This is a genomic window from Rhizobium sp. PEPV16, from assembly GCF_008919455.1.
GTDB classification, from domain to species: domain Bacteria; phylum Pseudomonadota; class Alphaproteobacteria; order Rhizobiales; family Rhizobiaceae; genus Rhizobium; species Rhizobium leguminosarum_Q.
In genome coordinates this window covers 1-26,492 of the sequence record NZ_VSZV01000289.1, presented here as the reverse complement: position 1 = coordinate 26,492, position 26,492 = coordinate 1, and the positions used below count along the sequence as shown (strand labels likewise).

The 26,492-nt window shown below is 61.3% G+C and carries 23 protein-coding genes and 2 pseudogenes; 13 read left to right on the top strand and 12 right to left on the bottom strand.

Annotation, left to right across the window (positions count from 1 at the left end; all coding sequences use genetic code 11):
• Positions 1-803: alpha amylase C-terminal domain-containing protein (locus FY112_RS13930; RefSeq protein WP_181018211.1), on the top strand; the 803-nt coding region annotated here is incomplete at its 5' end.
• 7 nt (positions 804-810) lie between these two features.
• On the opposite strand, the gene FY112_RS13925 is transcribed toward FY112_RS13930, so the two are convergent.
• A complete protein-coding gene (locus FY112_RS13925; protein WP_017956703.1) occupies positions 811-2,439 on the bottom strand; it encodes a thiamine pyrophosphate-dependent enzyme in 1,629 nt (542 codons plus the stop codon).
• A gap of 27 nt (positions 2,440-2,466) precedes the next feature.
• On the bottom strand, positions 2,467-3,657 hold the full coding sequence (locus tag FY112_RS13920) for an amino acid aminotransferase (RefSeq protein WP_151518599.1): 1,191 nt from the start codon (positions 3,655-3,657) through the stop codon (positions 2,467-2,469).
• A 153-nt stretch (positions 3,658-3,810) separates the two neighbouring features.
• Between FY112_RS13920 and FY112_RS13915 the strand changes: the two are divergent.
• Positions 3,811-4,277: pseudogene (locus FY112_RS13915) on the top strand (Lrp/AsnC family transcriptional regulator).
• A gap of 9 nt (positions 4,278-4,286) precedes the next feature.
• Here the strand turns inward: FY112_RS13915 and FY112_RS13910 are convergent.
• From FY112_RS13910 to FY112_RS13885, 6 genes are all read right to left on the bottom strand, one after another.
• On the bottom strand, positions 4,287-5,048 hold the full coding sequence (locus tag FY112_RS13910) for an ABC transporter ATP-binding protein (RefSeq protein ID WP_151518598.1): 762 nt from the start codon (positions 5,046-5,048) through the stop codon (positions 4,287-4,289).
• A complete protein-coding gene (locus FY112_RS13905; protein WP_151518597.1) occupies positions 5,045-6,085 on the bottom strand; it encodes an iron chelate uptake ABC transporter family permease subunit in 1,041 nt (346 codons plus the stop codon). The genes FY112_RS13910 and FY112_RS13905 overlap by 4 nt, the downstream gene beginning before the upstream one ends.
• Positions 6,082-7,107 (bottom strand): ABC transporter substrate-binding protein, encoded by a 1,026-nt coding sequence (locus FY112_RS13900; RefSeq protein ID WP_017956698.1) that lies wholly within the window; start codon positions 7,105-7,107, stop codon positions 6,082-6,084. Before FY112_RS13900 ends, FY112_RS13905 begins: the two co-directional genes overlap by 4 nt.
• Before the next feature lie 153 nt (positions 7,108-7,260).
• Complete coding sequence (locus FY112_RS13895; RefSeq protein ID WP_017956697.1) at positions 7,261-8,124, bottom strand: alpha/beta hydrolase; 864 nt, start codon at positions 8,122-8,124, stop codon at positions 7,261-7,263.
• Positions 8,125-8,126: 2 nt separating this feature from the next.
• Positions 8,127-8,408, bottom strand: coding sequence for a hypothetical protein (locus FY112_RS13890; RefSeq protein WP_017956696.1), 282 nt, complete (start codon positions 8,406-8,408; stop codon positions 8,127-8,129).
• A 28-nt stretch (positions 8,409-8,436) separates the two neighbouring features.
• A complete protein-coding gene (locus tag FY112_RS13885; protein ID WP_151518601.1) occupies positions 8,437-8,901 on the bottom strand; it encodes a hypothetical protein in 465 nt (154 codons plus the stop codon).
• Between the two features lie 210 nt (positions 8,902-9,111).
• On the opposite strand from FY112_RS13885, the gene FY112_RS13880 reads away from it, so the two are divergent.
• Both FY112_RS13880 and FY112_RS13875 read left to right on the top strand, forming a co-directional pair.
• Positions 9,112-15,411 (top strand): HAMP domain-containing protein, encoded by a 6,300-nt coding sequence (locus FY112_RS13880; protein ID WP_151518596.1) that lies wholly within the window; start codon positions 9,112-9,114, stop codon positions 15,409-15,411.
• Positions 15,412-15,421: 10 nt separating this feature from the next.
• Complete coding sequence (locus FY112_RS13875) at positions 15,422-17,098, top strand: response regulator (protein WP_151518595.1); 1,677 nt, start codon at positions 15,422-15,424, stop codon at positions 17,096-17,098.
• Positions 17,099-17,150: 52 nt separating this feature from the next.
• Here FY112_RS13875 and FY112_RS13870 read toward each other — a convergent pair whose 3' ends face one another.
• Positions 17,151-17,624 (bottom strand): hypothetical protein, encoded by a 474-nt coding sequence (locus FY112_RS13870; protein ID WP_151518594.1) that lies wholly within the window; start codon positions 17,622-17,624, stop codon positions 17,151-17,153.
• A gap of 4 nt (positions 17,625-17,628) precedes the next feature.
• The gene (locus FY112_RS13865; RefSeq protein ID WP_245514731.1) at positions 17,629-17,868 is read right to left on the bottom strand and encodes a type II toxin-antitoxin system ParD family antitoxin; all 240 of its coding nucleotides are present in this window, start codon (positions 17,866-17,868) and stop codon (positions 17,629-17,631) included.
• 165 nt (positions 17,869-18,033) lie between these two features.
• On the opposite strand from FY112_RS13865, the gene FY112_RS13860 reads away from it, so the two are divergent.
• From FY112_RS13860 to FY112_RS36730, 4 genes are all read left to right on the top strand, one after another.
• A complete protein-coding gene (locus tag FY112_RS13860) occupies positions 18,034-18,291 on the top strand; it encodes a type II toxin-antitoxin system ParD family antitoxin (protein ID WP_131627687.1) in 258 nt (85 codons plus the stop codon).
• Positions 18,292-18,489: 198 nt separating this feature from the next.
• On the top strand, positions 18,490-20,259 hold the full coding sequence (gene treZ, locus FY112_RS13855) for a malto-oligosyltrehalose trehalohydrolase (protein ID WP_151518593.1): 1,770 nt from the start codon (positions 18,490-18,492) through the stop codon (positions 20,257-20,259).
• Between the two features lie 29 nt (positions 20,260-20,288).
• A complete protein-coding gene (malQ, locus tag FY112_RS13850; RefSeq protein WP_151518592.1) occupies positions 20,289-22,154 on the top strand; it encodes a 4-alpha-glucanotransferase in 1,866 nt (621 codons plus the stop codon).
• 195 nt (positions 22,155-22,349) lie between these two features.
• A complete protein-coding gene (locus FY112_RS36730) occupies positions 22,350-22,511 on the top strand; it encodes a hypothetical protein (protein ID WP_165422426.1) in 162 nt (53 codons plus the stop codon).
• Between the two features lie 167 nt (positions 22,512-22,678).
• Here FY112_RS36730 and FY112_RS13845 read toward each other — a convergent pair.
• Positions 22,679-22,905: pseudogene (locus FY112_RS13845) on the bottom strand (hypothetical protein); the annotation flags it as partial.
• A 151-nt stretch (positions 22,906-23,056) separates the two neighbouring features.
• Here FY112_RS13845 and FY112_RS13840 point away from each other — a divergent pair.
• The 5 genes from FY112_RS13840 to FY112_RS13820 all read left to right on the top strand — a co-directional run bounded on the left by FY112_RS13840 (position 23,057) and on the right by FY112_RS13820 (position 25,107).
• On the top strand, positions 23,057-23,347 hold the full coding sequence (locus FY112_RS13840; protein WP_151518591.1) for a hypothetical protein: 291 nt from the start codon (positions 23,057-23,059) through the stop codon (positions 23,345-23,347).
• Positions 23,348-23,472: 125 nt separating this feature from the next.
• Positions 23,473-23,880, top strand: a complete 408-nt coding sequence (locus FY112_RS13835; protein WP_151518600.1) for a hypothetical protein — start codon at positions 23,473-23,475, stop codon at positions 23,878-23,880.
• A 66-nt stretch (positions 23,881-23,946) separates the two neighbouring features.
• On the top strand, positions 23,947-24,195 hold the full coding sequence (locus tag FY112_RS13830; protein ID WP_151518590.1) for a hypothetical protein: 249 nt from the start codon (positions 23,947-23,949) through the stop codon (positions 24,193-24,195).
• Positions 24,196-24,475: 280 nt separating this feature from the next.
• Positions 24,476-24,706: a hypothetical protein gene (locus tag FY112_RS13825; RefSeq protein WP_011649482.1), complete on the top strand. Its 231-nt coding sequence runs from the start codon at positions 24,476-24,478 to the stop codon at positions 24,704-24,706.
• A 137-nt stretch (positions 24,707-24,843) separates the two neighbouring features.
• Positions 24,844-25,107: a hypothetical protein gene (locus tag FY112_RS13820; RefSeq protein ID WP_151518589.1), complete on the top strand. Its 264-nt coding sequence runs from the start codon at positions 24,844-24,846 to the stop codon at positions 25,105-25,107.
• A gap of 58 nt (positions 25,108-25,165) precedes the next feature.
• Here the strand turns inward: FY112_RS13820 and FY112_RS13815 are convergent, their stop codons facing one another.
• Complete coding sequence (locus FY112_RS13815; protein WP_151518588.1) at positions 25,166-26,236, bottom strand: LacI family DNA-binding transcriptional regulator; 1,071 nt, start codon at positions 26,234-26,236, stop codon at positions 25,166-25,168.
• Positions 26,237-26,492: the final 256 nt, after the last annotated feature.

Genomic DNA, 26,492 nt, shown 5'->3' with positions numbered 1-26,492 from the left:
CGACGGCCTGGCCCGGGGTGACGAAGCCGCCCGAGCAAGGGGGGCTGGGCTTCGACATCAAATGGAATATGGGCTGGATGCATGACAGCTTGAGCTACATCGAGAAGGACCCGATTTACCGGAGCTATGCCCACGGCACGATGACCTTCGGCATGATCTATGCCTATTCCGAACACTTCATTCTGCCGATTTCACATGACGAGGTCGTCTACGGAAAGGGCTCGCTGCTAACGAAAATGCCGGGCGACGAATGGCAGAAATTCGCCAATCTGCGCAGCTATCTCGCCTTCATGTGGGGCCATCCCGGCAAGAAGCTTTTGTTCATGGGGAGCGAAATCGCCCAGCCTGGCGAGTGGAACCATGATGGTTCGGTAAGCTGGGATGTGCTGGACCGGCCTCAGCATGTGGGGATTCAGCGGCTGGTGAAGGATCTGAACGGCCTTTACGCGGACGAGCCGGCATTGCAGTTTGGCGACTTTCATTCCGAGGGTTTCGAATGGGCGGCAGCCGACGACGCCGTCAATTCCGTCCTCGGCATGCTCCGTTATACGCCCGATCGGGCTTCGTCGGTTCTGGTCATGTCGAACTTCACGCCGGTGCCGCGTTACGGCTACAGGATCGGCGTGCCGCAGGACGGGGTGTGGATCGAGCGGATGACGACGGATGCGCGGGAATATGGCGGCTCGGGCCTTGTCAATGGCGCCGTGTCGAGCGAGCCCATTCCCGCCCACGGCAGGCCCGTCTCCCTGTCGCTGACGCTGCCGCCGCTGGCGACGATCTTTCTCAAGGGACCGTCATTTTGATCGGGTTTCATTCGGTGTGCGGAGCCGGATGAATGAAAGGCCAAGGGCTCGCCTCGGATCCCTTCTCGATGGGAACCTCGATGAGAACAGGTTCGTCGAGAGATAGGGCTTTCTCGATCGCGTCTTTCAATTCGCCAGGGCTCGTCACCTTGAATGCTCGAATGCCGAAGCTCTCGCCAAGCGCGACAAAGTCTGGATTGGTCAGCTCCGAGCCAAGATAGCGGCCTTTATACGCCTGCTTCTGGTCACGCAGTACGTTGCCATAGGCCGAATTGTTGAAGACGATGGCGATGACATTGATCTTATGCTGGACGGCGGTAGCGAGTTCCTGAACCCCGAACATGAAGCCGCCATCGCCGGAAACAGAAATAACGGCCTTGTCGGGATTGGCGACTTTCACGCCCAAGGCCGTGTTGAAGCCGAAACCAAGATTGTCCTGATAGCCGCATGTGACGTACTGACGCGGGGCATAGACCGGGAATGCAAATCGGGCGGTAAAGCCCATCTGGCAGATTTCCTCGACGAAGAAGCCGTCCCTTGGCAGGGCTTCGCGAATGGCATCGAGGTAGACGAGCTGCGGCTGCACTGCCGAGAAGCGAGACCTTGCCTCTTCGTTGAGCTCGGCAAATTCGCGCGTGCGATCTTCACGGCCCAGCCCGGCAAGCGCATCAATGAGGGCCTGTGTTCCGGCCTTGGCATCCGAGACGATGCCGACATCAGGCTTGAGACGGACCATCTCGGTTGGATCGATATCGATGCGGATCACCTTGAGATCCTTGGGAAGCCACTTCCATCGCATGAACTGCAATTCCAGCCGGCTGCCGATCCCGATGACGACGTCCGTCTTCCGCCAATATTCATAGGCCGCGACGAAATTCAGGTAGTTGGGGTGGTCGTCGGCGACGATGCCCTTGCCGGAGCGATGGGACGTGACGGGCGACTGCAGCAATTCCGCAAGAGCGGCGATTTCCGCTCCAGCATCCACCGCGCCGCCACCAACCATGATCATCGGGTTGCTGGCACCTGATATCAGTGCCGCCGCGGCAGCGACCTGATCAGGGTTGACGGCCGGATGAGGTGCTCTCGTGCCGACCGGCAGATCGGTTTCTGGGCCGAATTGCCCGAACACGTCCCATGGCGCTTCGACCGCTCCTGGACCCTGGCGGCCGGAGAGCATTTTGGCGACGACCTCGGCCGTGACAGGACCGGTTTCGGACTGGTGATTGATCCGCTCCGCCGTTTTCGTAATCCCGCGCATCGTCGCGAGCTGATCCGGCAGTTCGTGCAACTGTCCTCTGCCTTGACCGATCAGGTGGGACATGATGTTGCCGGTGATGCACAGCACCGGGGCATTGGCGCCGTAAGCGGTGCAGAGCGCCGCGCCGGAATTGAGGACGCCTGGGCCTGGAACGACGGTATAGGCGCCGATCTGGCCGGTGGACTTGGCATAGCCATAGGCCATGTAACCGGCGCCCTGCTCGTGTCTGGTGTGAATGAACCGAATTTTGTCACCGGCACCGTAGAGGGCATCGTTAAAATCATACATGTGGGCGCCGGGGATGCCGAATACGGTGTCGATCCCATGGGCGACGAGTGAACGGGTCATCGCCTGACCGGTCGTTTCTTTCCTGCTCATCCGGAGGCTCCAATGGCTTGAATTCGGTCAGGCGACCGTCGACGATTTCAGGCAGCCTTCGGCTCTGAGCGCCGCGACGATGGCGTCGGCGTCTGCCGGTTGCATGCCCGCGAGATTCATACGCCCGGAAACCGCCATGTAGATGCCGTGCCTGGCCCGGAGGGCCGCAGCCGTTTCTTTGGACATGGAAAGATTGGAAAACAGGCCGCGTTGCCGGCGGATGAAGGTCAGATCGAGAGCGGCGTCGGCCAGCGCTGCACGATTGCCGTTGACGCGCAGGCACATCTCTTCGAGCTCGGCGCGCCACATGGCCGACATCTCTTCGCTTTCGAGAATGGACCTGACGACCGCGGCTCCATGATCGGGCGGCATGGACCAGTTGACTCGAGCAAGTGCCGCAATGTTACTTTCGGCCTTTCTGAGGGCATCCTCATTGCGGGTCATGACATAGAGCGCGCCGACACGCTCGCGATAAAGACCGAAATTCTTGTCGCAGGAATAGGCGATCAGCGCCTCATCGACCGCCTCGAGGATCATGCGCGTCGGCGCGGCGTCCTGTTCGAGGCCGTCGCCGAGGCCCTGATAGGCGAGATCGATGAACGGCACCAGCCGATGCGCAACGAGAATCCCGGTAATCTGCCGCCACTGTTCCATGGTGAAATCGATGCCGGTCGGGTTGTGGCAGCAACCGTGAAGCAGCACGACGTCGCCTTCCCGAGCGGAAGACAAGGCGGCGACCACACTTTCGAATTTCACCTGCTGCGACATCAGGTCAACGAAAGCGTACTCCTTTACCGGCAAGCGCGCCGAGCTGAAGATCGGCGCATGATTTGGCCAGCTTGGCGTCCCGAGCAGAACCTTTGCCGACGAATTTGCCGCTTGGATGAGCTCAGCACCGAGACGCAGGGCGCCGCTTCCACCGGGTGTCTGAATGCCGACAAGGCGTTGAGCAAACGTCGGCGATTTTCCGAAGATGATGGGCTGCAGGAGGCGCACGAATTGCAGGTCGCCTTCCGGGCCAAGATATTTCTTGCTGTCCTGGGTCTCCAGGAGAAACTGCTCCGCCGCTTTGACGGCTCGCATCACTGGCGTGCGTCCCATGGCGTCACGATAGACGCCGACGCCGAGGTCGATCTTTCCGGGGCGATCGTCGGCCTGGAAGGCCTTGATCAGTGCAAGCAGGCTGTCGGCTGGCCGACTGTTCAGTTCGTCAAACACAAGTCCACCTCGTTTCCGTAATTCTGGCTCGCAGACTAGCTGAACTTTCGCGACGAATTTCTGCGATTATCTCCCTGTAATGGCGCATCTATGCAGACAATCAGCGCGATATGGCTATGATGTGCAGAAATTCACCGTCCGAGGAGGGTGGCCATGCTTGACCCATTCGATATCAAATTGCTCGCCGCTCTCCAGCAAAACAGCGAGCTGCGCAGAACGAACTCTCTCTGACGGTCAATCTCTCCGCGACCCAGTGCGCACGCCGTTTGGAAAGGCTGCGTAACGAGCAATATATCCAGAGTGTCGTCGCCATCCTCAATCCCGTGAAACTGGGTTTCACTGTCGTCGCTCATACGCTCGTCAGCCTCAGAGCGCATACGGAAGGTGGAAACGAGCAGCTTCATCGTTTCATCGAGACCGCGCCGGAGATCCTGGAATGCTATTCGCAGACCGGTGACGCCGACTTTCTGATGAAGGTCATGACGCGCGACCTCGAACATCTCAGCCAATTTCTCGAAAGAATGATCCGGGTCACCGACAATCTGGCGTCGGTCAAGTCAAGCATCGTCCTCAAGACACTGAAAAAGACGACCGCTTTGCCGCTGCAGATCGTGACGTGAGAGCCGCTCTCACCTGAGATAGTGGATATGCGGGCGCGAATGATAGGGAGAGGTTTCGATACGGGCCTCGACGGAAAAGACATCCTTTAGAAGATCCTCGCTCAACACGTCCTGCGGCGCGCCGGAGGTGACGATCCTGCCATGCTGCATAATGATCAGCTGGTCGCAGAACATGGCGGCATGGTTGAGATCGTGCAGGGCGACGATGCTGGTGATCGGCAGGCCGGAGACGAGCCGCATTAGCCCGATCTGGTGCTGGATATCGAGATGATTTGTGGGCTCGTCGAGGATCAGTTCCTGGGGCGACTGGGCGAGCGCCCTTGCGATATGGGTGCGCTGCTTTTCGCCGCCCGACAGGCTCTGCCAGCGATCGTCGCGCTTCTCCGCCATGCCGGCGCGGACCAGCGCGGCTTCGACCGCCTCTTCGTCGCTCTGCGTCCAGCCTGAAAACATCGACCGGTGCGGGAACCGGCCGAGCTTGACGACGTCGACGACCCTGAGATTGGCATTTGTGGTGGCGTGTTGCTCGACGAAGGCGATCCGCCGGGCGATCGAGCGGCGGCTGATCGTGGCGATGTCCCTCCGGTCGAGCGTGATGCGGCCGGAATGCGGCCGCTTCAGGCCGGCGAGAAGCCGAAGGAGCGAGGTCTTGCCCGAGCCGTTCGGTCCGAGCAGGCCGAGCATCTTGCCCGGCGGCGCGTCCAGGGAAACGCCATCGAGAATGGTCTTCCTGCCAATCTTCCAGATGAGGTTGTCGGCTTTGATGCTCATGATGCGCGCTGGAACCGGTAGAGGATGATCGAGAAGAAGGGGACGCCCACCAGCGCCGTGACGACGCCGATCGGCAGGATCTGGTTCGGAATGAGGGCGCGCGCGGCGATGTCGGCGAGCACCATGAAGATCGCCCCTGTTATGGCGCAAGCCGGCAGGAGGCGGACATGCAGCGGCCCGACGACAAAGCGGGCGACATGCGGCACGACGAGGCCGACGAAGCCGATCGATCCTACCATGCTGACGATCGTCGCCGTCATCATTGCCGTCAGCGCAAAGAGCGCCATCCGCGCGCGGCCGACATTGACGCCGAGCGAGGATGCCGCCTCGTCACCGAATGCGAAGGCGTCGAGCACGCCAGCGTAAAACAGGCACCCGACAAGGGCGACGCCGACGACGATAGAAACCAGCGCAAATTCCGGCCAGCGCACGCCGCCGAAGCTGCCGAGCAGCCAGAACATGACGTCGCGGGCCTGCTGTGCATTGGCCGATGTCGTGACGATATAGGACGTCGTGGCGTTGAAAAGCTGCGAAGCGGCGACACCGGCAAGGATGGTCCGATCCGCTCCGCCGCGCGTGCCGTTCGACAGGAGCGCGACGAAGAAGAAGGCTGCGAAGGCGCCGGCAAAGGCGCCGGCCGATAGCGAAACCGCCCCCGAGCCGATCCCCAGGATGACGATGGCGACGGCGCCGGAAGAGGCGCCGGCCGAGATGCCGAGAACATAGGGTTCGGCAAGCGGATTGCGCAGCAGCGACTGCATGATCGCGCCCGACAGCGCAAGGCCCGCGCCGCAAAAGGCGGCGACGAGCGCCCGGCTGAGACGATAATCCCAGATGACGGTTTCATGGATGCGGTTCAGTTCGACCGCGGTCCATCCCAGCCGGTTGGTGACGGCCGAAAACGTGGTGGCAAGCGGGATCGGCAGGTCGCCGATCCCGACGCTGACGCCAATGGCGATAGCGATGAGGCAGAAAGAGGCGAGGAGCAGTGCGAGGACGGCTCCCAGCTGCCGGAAGATACGGCCCGCTTCCGTCACTTCAACAGACCGAGAGCCTTCAGCTGGCCGGCCACCTGCTCAGCGCCGTAGACCGTGCGGACGGTCGGGTTCATGGCCTGGCCGTCCATGATCACGATCGCCTTGTTCTTGACGGCGGGGATCTGGCTGACGGCCGGATCGGTGTTCAGGAAATTGATCTTCGCCTCCGGCTTGTCGAGCTCCCAACGGTTACGATCGAGACTGGCGACGACGATGACGTCGGGATTGGAGGCGATGATGCCTTCCCAGCCGAGCGTCGGCCATTCCGCTTCCGCTGATATCGCGTTGTGCCCGCCGAGTAGGTCGGCGATGAAGCCGGACGCACTGTTCTTGCCGCCGAGATAGGCGTCGGCCGACGGGCTGGGGCTGGAGAACCAGAAAACGTAGGAAAGGTTCTTGCCGTCCTTCGAAACGCTGGAGCGAAGCTTGGCTTCGCGCGCCTTGAAGTCGGCGATCAGCGCCTGGCCGCGATCGGCGACATCGAAGATCTGCGAGAGTTCGTCGATCTCCTTGTAGAGAAGGTCCATGTTCCACAGCTCGGCGCGGCTGCCGTACTGGTCTTTGACGTCCTTGGTGCTGAGGCAGGTGCTGGGCGAGAGATAGGTCGCGACGCCGACCTCGTCGAAATCCTCGCGCTTGGCGACCTTGCTGTTCGGCCCAACCAGGCTCGGCAGAGCCGCCGCCACGAAATCGGGATTTTCGGCCAGGATCGATTCGAAAGTCGGCATCTCGACGGTCAGAAGCTTGACCTTGGCATTGGCTTCTGCGAGCTGCGGCAGAACCTTGCTCGGCCAGAAGGCGGTACCGGCCATCTTGTTCTCGAGGCCTAGCAGCAGCAGGATTTCAGCGCTGTTCTGGCCGAGGCCAATCGCTCGTTCGGGCGCCTTCTGGAAAGTCACCTGCGCGCCGCAGTTTTCCAGTGTCAGCGGGTAGGTCGTCGAACCGGCCAAAGACGGATTTGCGGCAAGGCCGATCATGGCGGAGAGGCCGCAGGCGGCCAGAAGCGATTTGAGGCTGGTCACGTATAGATCCCGGTGCGTGAGTGTGTACGGCCGGGGTATAGCCACAGGAGCCGCCGAGAAACAAGACCGAATGGATCAACTTATAGCAGAAACCGGCAGCGCTGAACATTCTCCCCGGATGGCGCACTACCGAAACGTGTCTCGATTTCAGTTCTATCGGCGGTCGAGAAACTCCCGGATCGCCTGCGAGAGCGCTTCGGGATTCTCCTCGGCCACGTGATGGCCGCTGTCTATGCCGAAGCCGTGCACGTGATCCGCCCAGTTCCGCCAGATGGCGACGGGATCGCCATAGATCTGCTCCATGTCGTCGCGTAGCGACCAGAGGCAGAGCATGGGGCAGGTCACTTTCCGACCGGCGTCGCGGTCCTCGCGGTCGTGGAGATGGTCGATGCGGAGGCCGGCGCGGTAGTCCTCGATCATCCCGTGAATCACGGCTGGATCGCGGACGACGTCGACGAGGTCGTCATAGGCTTGCCTTCCCATCAGCGCCGGCGAGAGTTTGTCATACCACGCGAGGGGATCGGCCAAGATCGCCCGTTCCGGCTTTTCCGGTTGAGCGAAGAAGAACCAGTGGTACCAGTCTCTCGCAAATTTCCAGTCGGCGCGTTCGAGATGCTCGATCACGGGGATGCCGTCGGCGATGATGAGTCTCTGCACGCGGTCGGGATGATCCATCGCCATGCGGAAGGCAGTCAAGCTTCCGCGGTCGTGGCCGACCACCGCGAAGCTCTCGTGCCCCAGCCTCAGCATCAGTTCAACCAGGGCTTCCGCCTTTGCGCGCTTCGAAGAGTTGCGGCTGTCGGGAGCATCGAGCGGCTGGTAGGAGCGGCCGAAACCGGGAAGGTCGGGGCAGACGATCGTGAAATGGGGCGACAGCAGATCGGCCACCGTGCCCCAGGTCATATGTGTCCTGGGATGGCCGTGGAGAAGCAGAACGGCCGGTCCCGTTCCGCCGTGACGGACGCGAAGCGACCCCGGCCCGGCGTCGACGGTATCGAGAGAAAAGCCTTCGAACATGCTCAGCTGAGCTTCCCCACACGCTTGGCATAGTCTGAAAACGTGGCCCCTTCACCCTTCCGACCGGCTTCACCGGCAAGCTGCAGCACGCGGATCGGAAACAGGATCGCCGCCCGGTTGGCGCCTGACAGCTCGTGGTCGTCATCCTCCTCGATCGCCTTCTGAGCCTTCGAGAGCGCAGCGTCGATCTCCCCGCGCGTGAGCAGTTGCTTATCGACGATCGCATCACATATCGAGGCCATCGCCATGATCAGGCCCTTGAGCTGCAGATTGGCGGTATTCATGAGAACTCCCCAGGTGAAGAAAGGATTTCTAGTCCGGTTCGACCGGCCGGATCGTGTCGACGGCGACGGCACCGTCGACGATCCCGCGCGTGACATCGCGCCTGTTCCGATCGATCTCGATGACCGTGTAGAGCTTGTCGTCCCGAAAGGCGCTGGCATTGACCGTCGTCACATCCTCGGCGGGAGCCGCATCCACTTCCATGAAGTCGAGCTCGCCCGCCGCTGCGACGATCCTGGCGTCACCCGGCGTTCTGGCGGCGACGACGACGATACCATGTCCGGGGGAATTGTCCCATCGCGGATCGCCGGGTTCGGCGATCGGCTCCAGCCGATAGATATTGAGCATCTCGCCGCCGGCGTCGGGCGACGCTTGCGCGGCCGCGTCCTTAATTTGCGCCTGGCTCTCGACCGACTTTCCGAAAGCGGTCGGGCTGGTCGCGTTGTTGATCTCTTCTTTGCCTGTCCTTGAGACGTTCGACATGTCGCTCTCCATTGTCAGGACGGAAACGACAGCCGGCAGCAAAGTGTTCCCGCGCAAGAAAAACCGCAAATTCCGCCGAGACGGTTTCCGGCGAGCATTTCCGATATCTGCAACTATCAGGCTCATTTTGGGCGGTGAATCATGTTAGGATGGACGCCGGACGGCCCATACCATTTTCTGAGTTGAGCGCTAAATTACCGATCGTCGAAGAGGGGGATTTTCGTGAGCAACCAAACCAGCGAATTCGCGCGCGACAGCGTTGCGGTAGACAGCCTCGGTGGGCACGACCCAAAAACGATGGCGTTCGATGACGCCAGCGCGCTTCTGGAAGTCCTCGTCGCGGTCAGGCGCGGCGACTTTTCCGTACGGATGCGGTCCGACCTGACGGGTCTCACCGGCAAGGTCGCCGATGCCCTCAACGACATCATCGCCGCCAATCAGCGCATGGCCCAGCAGCTCGAGCATGTCGGGCAGGTGGTCGGCCGGGACGGGCGAACGAGCACACGCGTACGCTTCGGCCTGTCGGACGGCTCCTGGTCCGAAATGGAAGGATCGATCAACGGTCTGATCGACGATCTCCTATGGCCGACGACCGCCGTCACGCGCACAATCACCGCGGTCGCCAAGGGAGATCTCTTGCAGACCGTGCCGCTGGATGTCGACGGGCGGCCGCTCAAAGGCGAATTCCTGCGCTCGGCCGATATCGTCAACACGATGATCAAGCAGCTGAGCGTCTTCACATCGGAAGTGACGCGCGTCGCCCGCGAGGTCGGCACGGACGGAAAACTCGGCGGCCAGGCACAGGTGCCGGAGGTGACGGGCGTCTGGAAGGATCTCACCGAAAGCGTGAACTCGATGGCGTCGAACCTGACGGCGCAGGTGCGCAACATCGCTGACGTCACGATCGCCGTTGCGAACGGCGACCTTTCCAAGAAGATCACCGTCGACGTGCGCGGCGAGATCCTGCAGCTCAAGGAGGCGATCAACACCATGGTCGACCAGCTCAGGTCCTTCGCCTCCGAAGTGACGCGCGTCGCCCGCGAGGTCGGCACTGAAGGCAAGCTCGGCGGACAGGCGCTGGTGCCTGGCGTTGCCGGCACCTGGAAGGACCTGACCGACAGCGTCAACGCCATGTGCGGCAATCTGACGGCCCAGGTCCGCAACATTGCCCAGGTGACCACGGCGGTGGCGCGCGGCGACCTGTCGCGCAAGATCACCGTCGACGTCTCGGGCGAAATCCTGGAGCTCAAGGAAACCATCAACACGATGGTCGATCAGCTGAACGGCTTTGCCGGCGAAGTCACGCGCGTGGCGCGTGAAGTCGGCACGGAGGGCCGGCTCGGCGGCCAGGCGCAGGTGCCAGGCGTCGCCGGCACCTGGAAGGACTTGACCGATAACGTCAATTCCATGGCCTCGAACCTGACCGCGCAGGTGCGCAACATCGCCGAGGTCTCGACTGCGATCGCCAATGGCGACCTGTCGAAGAAGATCACCGTGACGGTGTCAGGAGAAATCCTCGAGCTGAAGGAGACGATCAACACGATGGTCGATCAGCTGAACGCCTTTGCTTCGGAAGTGACGCGCGTGGCCCGCGAAGTGGGCACGGAAGGACGGCTCGGCGGCCAGGCCAATGTGCGCGGCGTCGCCGGCACCTGGAAGGATCTGACCGAAAACGTCAATTCGATGGCCGGCAACCTGACGGCGCAGGTCCGCAATATCGCGGACGTCTCGACCGCCATTGCCAATGGCGACCTGTCGAAGAAGATCACCGTCGACGTGAAGGGCGAAATCCTCGAACTGAAAGAAACCATCAACACGATGGTGGACCAGTTGAACGCCTTCGCCTCGGAAGTGACGCGCGTCGCCCGCGAAGTGGGGACGGAAGGACGGCTCGGCGGCCAAGCCAATGTGCGCGGCGTTGCCGGCACCTGGAAGGACCTGACCGACAGCGTCAACTCCATGGCCTCCAACCTGACCGGGCAGGTGCGCAACATCGCCGAAGTCGCGACCGCCGTCGCGCAAGGAGACCTTTCCAAGAAGATCACCGTCACCGTGTCGGGGGAAATCCTCGAACTGAAAGAGACCATCAACACGATGGTCGATCAGCTCAACGGCTTTGCCGGCGAGGTGACGCGTGTGGCGCGCGAGGTCGGCACCGAAGGCCGCCTCGGCGGCCAGGCGAACGTGCTCGGCGTCGCCGGCACCTGGAAGGACCTGACCGACAGCGTCAATTCCATGGCCGGCAATCTGACGGCGCAGGTGCGCAACATCGCCGAAGTTTCGACCGCGATCGCCAATGGCGACCTGTCGAAGAAGATCACGGTGTCGGTCTCGGGGGAAATCCTCGAGCTCAAGGAAACGCTGAACACCATGGTCGATCAGCTGAACCGCTTCGCTTCCGAAGTCACGCGCGTCGCCCGCGAAGTCGGCACCGAGGGCAAGCTCGGCGGCCAGGCGCAGGTGCCGGGTGTTGCAGGCACCTGGAAGGACCTCACCGAAAACGTCAACTCCATGGCCTCCAACCTCACCGGTCAGGTCAGAAACATCGCCGAAGTCACCACGGCCGTGGCGCGCGGCGACCTGTCGCGCAAGATCACCGTCGACGTGAAGGGGGAAATTCTCGAACTGAAGAACACCATCAACACGATGGTGGACCAGCTCAACGCCTTTGCCGGCGAAGTGACGCGCGTCGCCCGCGAAGTCGGCACCGAAGGCAAGCTCGGCGGCCAGGCGCAGGTGTCTGGTGTCGCCGGCACCTGGAAGGACCTGACCGACAGCGTCAACTCCATGGCCGGCAATCTGACGGCGCAGGTGCGCAACATCGCCGAGGTGGCCACCGCGATCGCCAACGGTGACCTGTCGCGCAAGATCACGGTCGACGTGCGCGGGGAAATCCTGCTCTTGAAGGATACGCTGAATACCATGGTCGATCAGCTTCGCTCCTTTGCCGGCGAAGTGACGCGTGTCGCCCGCGAAGTCGGCACCGATGGCAGGCTCGGCGGCCAGGCCGTCGTTCCCGGTGTCGCCGGCACCTGGAAGGACCTGACCGACAACGTCAACCTGCTTGCGGCCAACCTGACTACCCAGGTTCGAAACATCGCCGAAGTCACGACGGCCGTGGCGCGCGGCGACCTGTCGCGCAAGATCACTGTCGACGTGAAGGGGGAAATCCTCGAACTGAAGAACACCATCAACACGATGGTGGACCAGCTCAACGCCTTTGCCGGCGAAGTGACGCGTGTTGCCCGCGAAGTCGGCACCGAAGGCAAGCTTGGCGGCCAAGCGCAGGTGCCGGGTGTCGCCGGTACCTGGAAGGACCTGACCGACACCGTCAACGTCATGGCCGCCAACCTGACCGAGCAGGTCCGCGGCATCGTCAAGGTGGTGACGGCGGTGGCGAACGGCGACCTCAAGCAGAATCTCACAGTCGCATCGAAGGGTGAGGTGGCCGCCCTTGCCGAGACCATCAACAACATGACCAACACGCTTGCGACCTTTGCTGACCAGGTGACCACGGTTGCGCGTGAGGTGGGCGTGGAAGGCCGCCTCGGCGGTCAGGCGAATGTTCCCGGCACCGCGGGAACCTGGAAGGACTTGACCGGCAACGTCAACCTGCTTGCCGCCAACCTGACGACGCAGGTGCGCGCCATCGCCGAGGTGGCGACCGCCGTCACCAAGGGCGACCTGACGCGCTCGATCAAGGTCGATGCGCGCGGCGAAGTGGCCGAGCTCAAGGACAATATCAACACGATGATCGACAACCTGCGCCTGACGACGGAGCGCAACACCGAGCAGGACTGGCTGAAGACCAACCTGGCACGCTTCACCAATATGCTGCAGGGGCAGCGCGACCTGACGCTGGTCGGCAAGATGCTGTTGTCGGAGCTGGCGCCACTGGTCGGCGCCCATCAGGGCGTCATCTACCAGGTGGATGCCGACGAGCGGCAGCCGGTCCTGTCGCTGCTGTCCGTCTACGCGAAAGGCGGCGAGGCGGCGCACCCGGCCCGGCTCGAATTCGGCCAGGGACTTGTCGGCCAGTGCGCCAGCGACGCCCGCCGCATCCTGGTCACCGACCTTCCAGACAACGTCGTTCCGATAAGCTCCGGCGTGTTCACCACCCTGCCGAGAAGCGCCATCGTGCTGCCGGTGCATTTCGAGGGGCAGGTGAAGGCGGTGATCGAGCTTGCCTCCGTAGGCGAATTCACCGAATTGCAGCTGTCCTTCCTCGACCAGTTGACGACATCGATTGGCATCGTCCTCAACTCGATCGAAGCGACCATGCAGACCGAAGGCCTGCTCAAGCAGTCCCAGCAGCTCGCCGCCGAGCTTCAGACGCAGCAACGCGAGCTGCAGCAGACCAACGAGCAGCTCGGGCAGAAGGCGCAGCAGCTGGAGGAGCGCAACGTCGAAGTCGAGGCGAAGAACCAGGAGATCGAGCAGGCCCGGCGCGCGCTGGAAGAAAAGGCAACCGAGCTGGCGCTGACATCGAAGTACAAATCCGAATTCCTCGCCAACATGTCGCACGAGCTGCGCACGCCTTTGAATTCAATCCTCATTCTCGGCCAGCAGCTGGGAGAAAATCCGGATGGCAACCTCTCGGGCAAGCAGGTCGAGTTTGCAAAGACGATCCACGGGGCAGGCACCGATCTGCTGAACCTGATCAGCGACATCCTCGACCTGTCGAAGATCGAGTCCGGAACGGTCTCGGTCGATGCCGAGGAGATCTCCGTCAGCAACCTGCTCGAAGTCATGGCCCGGCCGTTCCGGCACGAAGCCGAAAACCGCAACCTGTCGTTCGCGGTCGAGGTCGGCGCCGATATCACGAAAAGCATCATCACGGATTCGAAGCGCCTCCAGCAGATCCTCAAGAACCTGCTGTCGAACGCCTTCAAATTCACCGCGCAGGGCGGTGTGACGCTTCGCGTCGCGTCGGCAACGAGCGGCTGGTCGTCCGATCATCCCTCGCTCAAGCACGCGCCGTCTGTCATCGCCTTCGAAGTCGTCGATACCGGTATCGGCATACCGCCTGAAAAACAGCGCATCATTTTCGAGGCGTTCCAGCAGGCGGATGCGTCGACGAGCCGCAAATACGGCGGCACCGGCCTCGGCCTGGCGATCAGCCGCGAATTGGCGAACCTCTTGGGCGGCGAGATCCAGCTGCGCAGCACCCCCGGTGTCGGCAGCACCTTCGTCCTCTACCTGCCGCTCACCTATGTCGGAGCCGGCGCGGCTGCGCCCAAGACCGTTCCGTCGGCAAATGTCGTGGAATTCGCCGAGGCGGCAGCAAACCGCCGCGCCGAAAAACCGACCGAACATGTCGAAGACGATCGCCATCAGATAGCGGCCGGCGACTCGGTGCTGCTCGTCGTCGAGGACGATGCGCATTACGCCCGCGTCCTGGTGGATCTTGCCCGTGACAACGGATTCAAGGTTCTGGTGGCGATGCGCGGCAGCGATGCGCTCGCACTCGCGCAGGACTACAGGCCGGCGGCGATCTCGCTCGACATCTTTCTGCCCGACATGCTCGGTTGGACGGTGCTGAGCCAGCTCAAGCAGAATCCGCAGACGCGGCATATTCCGGTCCAGATCATCAGCCTCGACGAGGATCGCCAGCATGGGCTGACCCGTGGCGCCTTCGCCTTCATGAGCAAGCCGACGACGCCGGAAGGCCTCGGCAAGGCACTGTCGCGATTGAAGGCCTATGCACAACCGCGCCGCAAGCATCTGCTGCTCGTGGAGGACAACGAGGCCGAGCGTCTGAGCGTCACAGCCCTTCTCGGACATGACGACATCGATATCACCAGCGTTGGCTCCGGATCGGAGGCTCTCGCCGCCCTTCGGCAGAACTCCGCCGACTGCGTGGTGCTCGACCTTTCCCTTCCCGACATGTCCGGCTTCGACGTGCTGGAGCAGATACGCGACGACGCCGAGATCGGCGAGGTGCCGGTGGTCGTGTTCACCGGCCGGGAGCTTTCCGCCGAGGAAGACGCAGCGCTGCACAGCATGGCCCGTAGCGTCGTGGTGAAGGGGGTCGAGTCGCCCGAACGTCTCCTGGATGAGACGGCTCTGTTCCTGCACCGGGTGGTCGCCGACCTGCCGGCCGCAAAACAGGCGACGCTGCAGGAGCTGCACAGCTCGGACGAGGATCTGGTCGGCGAGACCGTGCTGCTCGTCGATGACGACGCCCGCAACATCTTCGCGCTGAGCAGCGTCCTCGAACGCCGCGGAATGAAAGTCCTGACCGCGACGACCGGCAGCGAAGCCATCGACGTCATCAACAACGAACCCTCTGTCGCGATCGTGCTGATGGACATCATGATGCCCGGAATGGACGGCTACGAGACGATGCAGGTCATCCGTTCGGAGCCCCGGTTCCGGCGGTTGCCGATCGTGGCACTGACTGCCAAGGCGATGAAGGGTGACCGCGAGAAATGCCTGGAAGCGGGCGCGTCCGACTATCTGGCGAAGCCGGTCAATACCGAACAGCTTCTGTCGGCTCTTCGCATGTGGCTGCATCGCTGAGGATCTGGCCATGAACCCCGTCAACATCCTCCTCGTCGACGACCAACCGGCAAAGCTCCTGAGTTACGAGGTCATTCTCGAAGAGCTCGAGGAAAACCTCATCAAGGCGCAATCCGCTCGCGAAGCCTTCGAGCACCTGTTGCGCACCGAAATCGCGGTGATCCTCGTCGATGTCTGCATGCCCGAACAGGACGGGTTTGAACTCGTCAGCATGATCCGGCAGCATCCGCGCTATCAGAATACGCCGATCATCTTCGTTTCCGCCGTGATGCTGGCGGAACCGGACCGGCTGCGTGGCTATGCGGTGGGCGCGGTCGACTACGTCTCCGTCCCGATCGTCCCCGAGGTGCTGAGAGCCAAGGTGCGGGTCTTTGCCGATCTCTACAGGAAGACGAGGGAGCTCGAACGCCTGAACGCCGAGCTGGAGGCCCGCGTTCACCAGCGCACTGCCGAACTAGAGGCTTCGGCAGCACAGTTGCGCGAGCTCAACGAGGAACTCGAGCACCGGATCGATCAACGGACGCGGGAGCGGGAGGAGGCGCTCGCGCAGCTCTTCGAGGCGCAGAAGCTCGACACGATCGGCCATCTGACGGGTGGCGTGGCCCACGACTTCAATAACCTTCTCATGGCAGTTCTCGGCAGCCTCAACCTTCTGAAGAAGCGGCTTCCTGCCGATGAACGCAGTGAACGCCTGGTGACGAACGCGATCCAGGCGGCCGAGCGCGGCACCGCGCTGACCCAGCGCCTGCTTGCCTTCGCACGCCGCCAGGAGCTCAAGCCGCAGGCGGTCGACTTCTTCAGGCTGTTCGAAAACGTCGAGGATCTTCTCGCCAAGGCGGTGGGGCCGCGCATCGAAATCCGCAAAAGCATCCCGGAGGATCTGGCGCCTCTTCTGGTCGACAGCAACCAGCTGGAACTGGCGCTGCTCAACCTGTTCGTCAATGCGAGGGATGCGCTCGAAAGCGGCGGAGCCGTGACGGTTGCCGCGGCGGCAGCCGAGGAAGCCCGGCCGGCTGGGCTCGCGGGTGGGAACTACATCAGGATATCGGTGTCGGACGATGGCGAGGGGATGGACGAGGCAACGGTCTCGCGTGCCGCCGAACCGTTCTTCACCACCAAAGGGGTCGGCAAGGGCACCGGTCTCGGCCTGTCGATGGTGCATGGCCTGGCGGCGCAATCCGGTGGCTCTATCCAGATATCGAGTGTCAGGGGCAAGGGCACGACGGTTTCGCTTTGGCTGCCAGTTGCCGAAACCTTCGTCAAGGTGCAGCCGGTGGTCGAGCCTCCGGCGACGGAGCCTTTGAAACCGGCGTCGCGGCCGCTTGCCATTCTCGTTGTCGACGACGACGCCCTTGTCAGGACCGGAACCGTGGCGATGCTCGAGGATCTCGGGCACCTGCCGCAAGAGGCGTCTTCCGCTTCCCAGGCTTTGGAATTCTTTGCCGACGGACAGGGTTGCGATCTCGTCATCACCGATCATGCCATGCCGGGCATGACGGGCGCGGAGCTTGCGCGTCACCTTCGCTCCTCCTTTCCAGGCCTGCCCATCATCCTTGCCTCGGGCTATGCCGAGTTTTCCGAAGACTATGGCCTCGGCCGGATGCTACGGATGAAGAAACCATTCACGCAGGAACAGCTTCAGGCGGCTATGGATCAGGCGCTCTCGGGCAAAGTCGCGGCGGCCTGAATCTCGGGATGAGCTTGAACCGGAGTAGGTGGAGGTGGATTATCTCCACCCCTTATTTATCTCGCTCCCAAGAGACGATCAGAAAGTATGAAAAGCTGTCAATCTTATTATCTTTGGGGTTTATAGCCAAGGCCGCCTCATCGAAGTCTCTAGCGACATTCAGAATGTAGACTGTTTTGCATCTCCCGAGAGTATCTATCGTTGGATCGCAAAATGTTATCTTCCGACTTTCTATGTTCAGATCTTCGTTGATAATTTTGCCGACATCCCGCAGAATTTCCTTTGCGTGGGAATCTGGATCTTTAATGTAAGACGCGCCATCGAAGCTTAAACTCTTTGCAATCATTAAAGTTCTCATGCTTCCATCGCATTCCAGCACAAGCGCTGCATCCGAGGAGCTTTTTCCGAAGCTCGGGCATTTGTTTTCAATGGAGCTAAGAGATTTTATAGAAAAACTCTCGGGCAAATTCGGCGTATGCAGCCCGGTTAAAAGTAAAATAGACGCAAGACTGAAAGTATATTGCACAATATCACCTTTCCTCCTGATCGATTTTGTCCATACGCGCTTCTAGGCGCTTCCAAACCTCATCGAGGGGCTTGGTCTTGGTGAGATCGGCCTTGTAGGCATCATAGGTGGCCGCAACTTCGGTTTGCAGCCAATGTTCGACGGCGTTTCTGCGTTCCAGCAACGTCTGCCTCCAAGGCGTAATCATCGTCGATGACCTGCTGCTTGACGAGCGCAGCGATTCCACGAGCAATGTGATGTTCATATGCTGGCTCGGCTCATCGGTTGCATTCCAATCTCTCTGCCTATGCATAGCATCGCGAGGGGATTTGATACTATGCTTTATTGGCATCTATCTGTTGCTGTTGCCGTCTGTTTATCTGTCCTGGTTATCAAAACTGACAACATTGCCTCGATGAAAGGTATTGCCATGCCCTCCAGCTATAATATCGGGCCTCGCTATGAATGCTTTGTCCGTGAGCTTGTTGAAAGCGGGCGCTACGCCAGCGCCAGCGAGGTCATGCGCGATAGCCTCCGCCTGCTGGAACAGCGCGGGGAAATTAGAGCGCTTGAGCTGGAGAAACTTAAGCGGGAATATGCCGAGGGTAAGGCCAGCGGCGAACCGAAAGAGGTTGATGCCGCGGCCTTCCTGCAAGAGCTGAAAGCAGAACGCGCAGCGGCTGGCTAAATACAGGTTGTCGCCGTGCCCGGAAACCGGCCACGGCCAGACTTATTGGCGAGGCTCGACTGACGCAACCTCCGATGTTCCGGTGAATATCGTCACCTGGTGACGGCGGCCGCTTTCACGTGTCCGCTTGCGGACGAAACTTTTTGCTCCGGCAAAAGTTACCCAAATCCCATCCCCGATTTCATCGAAGGCTTTCCTTTGACCCAAATGACGTTCGGCCCCGCATTCACCGAAGAGGGCATTCTATTCCGCCTCTGGGCTCCCCTGCATGAAAGCGTGTCGTTGAAGATCGAAGGCGCTGATCCGCTGCCGATGCAGGCGGTCAGGGACGGCTGGCACCATTGCACGGTCGCGGATGCCAGTGTCGGTACGCGCTACCGCTTTGTCCTGCCGGACGGTCTCGAAATACCCGATCCTGCCTCGCGGTTTCAGCCGCAGGATGTGCACGGGCCGAGCGAAGTTGTCGACCTTTCCTTCTATCGCTGGAAGACGAGTGACTGGACGGGTCGGCCTTGGGAAGAGATGGTCATCTACGAGATGCATATCGGCTGCTTCACGCCGGAGGGCACTTTCAAGGCCGCGATCGAGCGGCTCGACCATCTGAAGGCGCTGGGTGTTACGGCGCTGCAGATCATGCCGCTTAGTGAATTTCCTGGCCGTTACAGCTGGGGTTATGACGGTGTGCTTCCCTATGCTCCGGACAGCAGCTACGGCCGGCCGGAAGATTTCATGGCGCTGGTGGACGCTGCGCACCAGCGCGGCATCTCGGTTTTCCTGGACGTGGTCTACAATCACTTCGGGCCTGATGGGAACTATATCCCCGCCTATGCGCCGCTCTTTACCGACCATCACAAGACGCCCTGGGGCAACGGCATCAACTACGATGGCGACGGATCGGAGATGATCCGTGAGTTCATCATCCAGAATGCCATCTACTGGATCACCGAGTTCAGGCTCGACGGTTTCCGCTTCGATGCCGTCCACGCCATCAAGGACGACAGCGCCGAGCATCTGCTTCACGCGCTTGGCCGGCGTGTCAGGGACGCGGCCGGCGACCGGCATGTTCATCTGATCGTCGAAAACGAGGAGAACGACAGCGACCTGTTGCAGCGTGACAAAAACGGGGAGGTGAAGCTGTTCACCGCCCAGTGGAACGACGACGTACACCATGTGCTGCATATCACCGCCACCGGCGAAACCTTCGGCTATTATGCCGATTACGCCGGTGATGCCGGCAAGCTCGGCCGAGCGCTGGCGGAAGGTTTCGTCTTTCAGGGGGAACACATGCCCTACCGCGGCGCAAGTCGCGGCAGGCCGAGCAGCCATCTGCCGCCCACCGCTTTCATCTCCTTCATCCAGAACCATGATCAGATCGGCAACAGGGCGCTGGGGGACCGGGTTCTGGCTTCGAGCCCGGCTGATGTCGGCAAGGCGGTCGCCGCCATCTACCTGCTGGCGCCTGAGATTCCGATGCTGTTCATGGGGGAGGAATGGGGTGCCAGAGAACCTTTCCCCTTTTTCTGCGATTTCGACGAGGATCTGAACGAGAAGGTCAGGAAAGGCCGTCGCGAGGAGCTTTCCCGTCTCCCGGGCTTCGACGCAGACGACCTTCTCGACCCGACGGCGCTATCGACCTTCGCCGCCGCCAAGCTGGACTGGTCGAAACTCGCCTCCTCCGAGGTCCTTGGTTTTTACAGGACGCTTCTCGACCTCCGGCACCGCAGGATCGTGCCCTTGCTGAAAGGCGCCGGCGCCGGAAACGCGGTCTATCGCTCGGCCGGAAGCGCGCTCGCGGTGGATTGGACCCTGGCGCAAAACCGGCGTCTTCATCTGCACGCCAACCTCGGCGCCGAGGCGGCGCCGCTCGTCTCACAGCAGGACGACGGCGAGACGATCTTCCGTCTCGGCGGCAGCGATGGCGGCAATCTCGCACCCTGGACGGTGATCTGGAGCATCGGCGAGGCGTGACGGCGTGCCGACAGAAAGGCGATCGAACGATGAAATCTGCTGAGCTCGACAAGCTCGCCCGCCGGCACGGCATCAGCCTGACGAGGCCCAGTCCCGACAATCGGGAGGTGGCGATATCAGACGAGACCAAGCGTAAGATCCTCTCGGCACTGAAGGTCGACTTGCCGGGAACGGCCGATCCCGAGACTGGCGCGCCGCGGCGGGAGCCCAAGCCGGCGGCTAAGAAGATCGCCAGGTCATTTCTGCCCGATTTCCTTTCCCGCACGCGCGTCTGGGGCGTGAGCCTGCAGCTTTACGAGCTTCGTTCGGTGCGCAACTGGGGCATAGGAGACTTCGAGGATCTGTCCGATATGGCGGATCTCGCGGGATCGCTGGGCGCAGATTTCATCGGCCTCACCCCGCTTCACGCGCCGTTTCTCGCCGATCCCGACCGTTGCAGCCCCTATGAACCCTCGAGCCGCCAGCATCTCAACCCGCTCTATATCGCGGTCGACCGGTTGCCGGGTTTTGCCTGCAGTCCGGAACTCGAACGGCAATTGGCGAGCCTTCGCCAAACCGATCTCGTCGACTACGTCGGCGTCGCACAGATCAAGCTGAGGGCCCTACGCGATCTCTGGCCGGCCTGGCGACGGCGCAGCATGATCGACGACGCCTATGATCCGGCCGATTTCGATGCCTTCATCGCGCAAGGCGGTAGCAGCCTGAGGTTGCATGCGCTTTTCGAATGCCTCTCGTTTTCCATGGTCGAGCGTGGGGCGGGCGCCGGCTGGCAACGGTGGCCGGCCGATTTCCAGCGCTTCGACAGCGCCGCCGTCGCCGAATTCGAGCGCGGACACGCGGACGATGTTTGTTTCCACATGTGGCTGCAATGGCTCGCCCATCGGCAACTGATGCGGGCGGCGGACCGGGCGCGGAAGGCCGGCCTGCGGATCGGGCTCTATCTCGATCTTGCCGTCGGGGAGGCGGTCGACGGCTCGGCGACATGGAGCGAGCCGGATACCTATGTCTCGAAGGCCACCATCGGCAGCCCACCCGATCCATTCGCCGTGGACGGGCAGGACTGGCACCTTGCCGGATATCTGCCTTCCGCGATCGCGGCAGGAGAAATGTCGCCTTTCCGGCGCATGGTCAGCGCTGCCATGCGATATGCGGGCGCCATCCGCATCGACCACGCCGCAGCACTTCGCCGCCTCTTCCTGGTGCCATTGGGCAGCAGGCCGGACGGCGGCGCCTATGTCCGCTATCCCGCGGATCGGCTTCTGCAGATCCTCGCAGAAGTGTCCGCCGAGCATCGGTGCCTCGTCATCGGAGAAGACTTGGGACTGATCCCCAAAGGATTGCAGGACGATCTGGCGGCGGCCCACATTCTCTCCTACCGTATCCTTTCCTATGAACAGGACGGGAAGGGCTTCAAGCCGGCGGACGTCTATCCCGTCCTGGCTTTGGCCTGCATTTCGACGCACGACCACCAGACCCTTGCCGGCTGGTGGCGCGGCGCCGACATTCAGGCCCGGTGCGACCACGGCATCGTGCCGGCCGATCTCACCGAGAAACATCTCGAAGACCGCAAGCGCGAGCGGAGGAACCTGAAGGCGGCGCTGAAGTCTGCCGGCCTCGACCTGCCGGCCAGGCTTTCCCAAGCGCGGGCAAGCGAGGAGACGCTGAGGGAATTGACCGTCAGCGCCTATCGCTTCATCGCCAGGACGCCCTCGCTTCTCTCCGCGGTCCGTCTCGCCGATCTCACCGACGAAAAAAGGCCAACCAATGTGCCAGGCACCAGCAACAGCTATCCGAACTGGAAGCCGAAACTATCGGTTTTGCTCGCGGATCTGATGTCGAGCCCGCTGCTCAAAAGCGTGACGGCGGCAATGCGGGAGGAACGTCCGCGGGAGTGATTAAGGCCGGGCGAGCCGTCCACTTCATCATTGTCGTTCGATAGGGCCTGCCGCGCATATGGAAATCGCTTCGCGCAGGGAACGAATAGGAAGCCGGCGAATTTTGAAGGTATAGGGACAGGCATTGCCGAGATGAGGACCCGTCCGCTTTCGCCGCTTCAGATGCGGCGACCAATATCGATGGAAAACAAGACCATGACGAGCGCATTCATCCTTATCGCATTGGCTCTGATCATCATCTACGCCGGCCCCACGCTGCTGTTCATCTGCGTCGGATATGCCGATTATATGCTGGAGCGGCGAAGGCATATGGTGGCGTTGAAGCACGCCGTGAGGCGTCGCAGCGACGAGTTTTAGAGCCTTTCGCGGGAAAACCGCTTCGCACTTCTCCTGGAGTGGCTAGAGGTGGTGGCCACCTTTCGTCGGCTTGGATGTTACTCCGCTTTCCCAGAAAAGGGATCCAGAGGCAGGTCGGAAAAACCCGCCTCCGGCAGCCGGCATTCTTGAAACGCCTCTGCGAATAGTTAGTCGTTCGCCGTGACCTTGACGCCAAGCACCGAAGGAATGGTGTTTGGTGCGCCCATGGCCGCGCCGATGATCATCGGGACGGGAACCGGCTTTTCCGGCGCAGTTCGGGCATGTTGAACTGCGCCATCATCATCGGAACGAGACCTTTCAGCGATTGCGCCAGTTGATCGCCCGTCACGCCCTGCTGCGAGCCGGCATAATCGAGCGCCTTCTTGGTGATCGAACGACGCGATGAGGCGGTCGGCCCGGTTTCGGGGGAAGTCTCGGCTACGCTGATGTCTCCGGCCAAATTCTGGAACAATGTCTGTCGTCCCCTGTTACATTGACGATAAAAAGCGCGTGCCGCATGAAGGACAAAGCAGCTGGAGGGCTCGATGAAGCGGAGCATAGGAATTGGCCTGGTTTTTGCGGTTGTTCTGGCGGGCTGCACGACCAGCCCAGGCAGTTATTCATCGGCAGGGCTGGCCCCCATTCCCGGCAGCATCACGTATAATGGCCAGCCTCGCACGAAGCTGACGAAATCGCCGGTGGGCTCTTCCTTCCCCCACACCTTCACAGATCAATGGGGACGCCAGGTCGAAGAGATCTACATCATCCGGCCCGACCGGAGCTTGCTGATTGCCGAGCGCCACTATCGGCCGGTCTTCTCGCTCGACGACGACTAGAAGAGGATTTTAGGCCCGGTCGGCTTAAATCTGAATCCTGTTTGATGTTAGATAGTTAGCGCATGATGTCGTCCGAAAACCGCTCACACTTTTCGGCACCGTGTTCCAGGAAGGAGAAAATGATCATGCCGCGCCGCAAGAGCACTGAGACGACGACCCTCGATACCAAGGGAGCGAAGATCGGTGAGCCCGTTCCGAAAGCCGTAATAGATACGAATACAGCCTCCGTCGGTGTTCCCCGGCAGCCCGATCATGATCTGAGCGAAGAGCTCGGCGCGCTGCGACAGCAGATCGGCACGCTCCAGCAGCAGGTCCTCGATGCCGCCCGATCGGCAAAGGGGAGTGCCGGGAAAGCAATGCGTCAGACGGAAGCAGCGGTGAAGCTCTACCCGGCCACAACGCTCCTGCTCGTCGCGGCGGTTGCCGGCGCACTTGCCTTTGCCGGACGTCGCGCCGCCCTGCCGCGCCATCGGCCTCAACCCGCACTGCGTGAGTTGAGGGATCTCTACGACACGATCCGCCAGCGCCTCTGACAAGATTTCAGGATTGTCAGCATCACGATTATGGCCGACGCTTCATATTGAAGCGAGGGGATAGGCATGTTCGACATCATCATACGCAGCGCTCTTGATATCGTTGGGCGAACTGAGCGCCTTATCGATGCAATGAGGCGACTGCTTCAGAATGACGACCTCGACGAGGTCCAGGTCTACGAACTCGATCATGAGATCGAGCGGCTCGGGGACGTGGTTTTCAACGTGGACGAAGCCGTTCGATCGTTGGCGCGCACGGTCGAATGCTGGCCGCGGGCCGCTCTCGCACACGGGATCCGTCGGACATTGCATTGACGGTTGATCGCCACTTTAGCGACTGACGCGTTAGAACAATTCCAGGCAAAGCGCGAAGCGGTTTTGCCGGAAATTGCGTAAAAACAAAAGGCTAGAGCGGCCCTGCGCTTCCGTTAAGGACTGAACCACTCTAGGAAACCCGCCCTGAGTTGGCAGTGCCGTTTCTGCATGTCACGTCGATGTCACGCGACCGTCGCAGCAATATGTGCTTGATAGACACCGTTAGGCTCAGACCAGGGCGCGGTGGGGCTAAAATTGCTTTTTTCGTTGGGGCATCGCAATGACCTTGAAAACCTCGGGGGAGAAATCTCAACCTCATGAATTCATCTTTCCGGTTCACACCCGCACGATCGCAGAGATCAGGTACAATAGTCTCAGCCGCATCATGACGGTGGTCTATCACGACGGCCATTCCTGCACGACTTCCGGCATACAAGGCCCCGCAATGCTGAGGATCCTAGCCCAGCGTCCGTTGGAGCGCTCTCCGTTTCTGTTGCAGACGGTCATCTGAGGGGAAAAGAACGTGGCCGACACTTGTCGGCCAGTGCGTGCGTATAGGGTCGCCGCTTCTTAAATCAGCATGATCGTGCATCCATTTCCCGCGGCCTGCGTTCATCCCCAACAGCCAGACACATGGAGGGAACGCCGATGACCTTTCCACCACCGAAAACCGAATCTCCCGCGCAGCGCTTCGAAGAGGCGACCACTGCTGCACGCGACGCTTTGGAAAGAGTGATCGCAGCCGCCAATGAAGCCGGATGGGGCACCGAAGAAATCACCGCGGCACTGCTTAAGGCCGCGCAGTTTATGAGCGATGCCAACAAGAGAGATCCCGATCCGGCCGACGATCCCTCAATCAGCGACGCACCTGCCAGACAGGAGCAGATTGGTCACGGCGAGCTCTACGATTAGAGCATGATGCCGAAAAGTGTGATCGGTTTTCGAACCACATCCTGTCCTACAGGGGATCTCACCGGCTGATTGCCGCAACGGAGCCGCGCACGATGAGGCTCGTGCTGACACGCAGACGTTCGACGGCAAGAGGGGTGCGTTCGATACGGGCGATAAGCCGCTCGCCGGCGAGCTTGCCCATCTCGTAGACGCGCTGGTTGACGATGGTGATCGGCGGAACGGTGACGCTGGTCCAGTCTGCGTCTAGAAACGAAATCATCGACACGTCCTTGGGGATCGACAGGCCGAGCGACTGCAGCGATTTGAAGATCCGCAAGCCGACTAGGCTGTCCGATGCCAGGAGCGCCGTCGGCGCAGCACTCTCCGAGAGCAGGTGTTTGATCACGCCGTCCGTCTGTTCCTGGTTCGTGGCGCCGAGCCTGACATAACGAAGAGGGTTCGGCAAACCCGCCTCGGTCAGGACGCTGACAAAACCTTCCACGCGTTCGCGCACGGCGGAATTCGAGATCCGCCCAATATCGGTGAGCCCACCGTCCTCGGCATCCATGGCAGAGACGTAGGCGAGGCGGCGATGTCCTTGCCCGATCAAATATCTGGTCGCCGCGATGGCCGCCTCCCGGTCGTCGCCAGTCACTGCGTCGACATCGAGTTCCGGAATAGCCCGGTCGAACAGGACCAGCGGCACCCCGGCACGGCGGACGTGCTGCAGATGGTCAAAGCTATCGCAGCGGGCTGGCGTCACGATCAGGCCATCGACGCGCTTGCCGATCAGGAGGTCGACGGCCGATTTTTCCGCATCGAGCTCTTCGCCCGAATTCGCGATGATGACGTTGAATCCCGCAAGACGGGCCGCATCGCTGATGCCGCGCACCGCCAGGCTGAAGAAAGCGTTCTCGATATCGCCGACCACGACCCCGATGATGCCGGACCTTCCGGTGCTCATGCTCCGGGCGAGCTCGTTCGGGCGGTATTCGAGGGCGGCGGCCGCCGCCATGACCTGATCTGTGATCTTGGCGCTGACCACGCCGTAGCCGCCGAGAACGCGGGCGGCCGTGGCCTTCGAGACCTTTGCGGCCTTCGCGACGTCGGCGACCGTGACTGAACGTTTCGGATGAGCGGAATCTTCCATGGGCCGAGGACTACAAGAGTTGTTGACGGCCGGTCAATTGACGGATATCAAATATGTTGTGAGACCGGTCTCTTTATGTCAGAGACCGGTATCTTGTTCACAGATCTCTGCCGCGATGCGCGACAGAGACAGGGCGACCCTACAATGCCGACAAGAGCATTCCTTTCAGAGCGGAGAACGACGATGAAGCCTTTTGAATCACTTCCGGCCATCATGGCCCCGTTGCGGGCTGGCCTTTTGACATGCCTTCTTGCAA

Coding starts and splice junctions, on each gene's coding strand:
- FY112_RS13925 (WP_017956703.1), bottom strand. CDS start 2,439: ATGAGCAGGAAAGAAACGACCGGTCAGGCGATGACCCGTTCACTCGTC.
- FY112_RS13910 (WP_151518598.1), bottom strand. CDS start 5,048: ATGAGCATCAAAGCCGACAACCTCATCTGGAAGATTGGCAGGAAGACC.
- FY112_RS13895 (WP_017956697.1), bottom strand. CDS start 8,124: ATGTTCGAAGGCTTTTCTCTCGATACCGTCGACGCCGGGCCGGGGTCG.
- FY112_RS13890 (WP_017956696.1), bottom strand. CDS start 8,408: ATGAATACCGCCAATCTGCAGCTCAAGGGCCTGATCATGGCGATGGCC.
- FY112_RS13885 (WP_151518601.1), bottom strand. CDS start 8,901: ATGGAGAGCGACATGTCGAACGTCTCAAGGACAGGCAAAGAAGAGATC.
- FY112_RS13875 (WP_151518595.1), top strand. CDS start 15,422: ATGAACCCCGTCAACATCCTCCTCGTCGACGACCAACCGGCAAAGCTC.
- FY112_RS13865 (WP_245514731.1), bottom strand. CDS start 17,868: ATGAACATCACATTGCTCGTGGAATCGCTGCGCTCGTCAAGCAGCAGG.
- FY112_RS13860 (WP_131627687.1), top strand. CDS start 18,034: ATGCCCTCCAGCTATAATATCGGGCCTCGCTATGAATGCTTTGTCCGT.
- malQ (WP_151518592.1), top strand. CDS start 20,289: ATGAAATCTGCTGAGCTCGACAAGCTCGCCCGCCGGCACGGCATCAGC.
- FY112_RS36730 (WP_165422426.1), top strand. CDS start 22,350: ATGACGAGCGCATTCATCCTTATCGCATTGGCTCTGATCATCATCTAC.
- FY112_RS13840 (WP_151518591.1), top strand. CDS start 23,057: ATGAAGCGGAGCATAGGAATTGGCCTGGTTTTTGCGGTTGTTCTGGCG.
- FY112_RS13835 (WP_151518600.1), top strand. CDS start 23,473: ATGCCGCGCCGCAAGAGCACTGAGACGACGACCCTCGATACCAAGGGA.
- FY112_RS13830 (WP_151518590.1), top strand. CDS start 23,947: ATGTTCGACATCATCATACGCAGCGCTCTTGATATCGTTGGGCGAACT.
- FY112_RS13825 (WP_011649482.1), top strand. CDS start 24,476: ATGACCTTGAAAACCTCGGGGGAGAAATCTCAACCTCATGAATTCATC.
- FY112_RS13820 (WP_151518589.1), top strand. CDS start 24,844: ATGACCTTTCCACCACCGAAAACCGAATCTCCCGCGCAGCGCTTCGAA.
- FY112_RS13815 (WP_151518588.1), bottom strand. CDS start 26,236: ATGGAAGATTCCGCTCATCCGAAACGTTCAGTCACGGTCGCCGACGTC.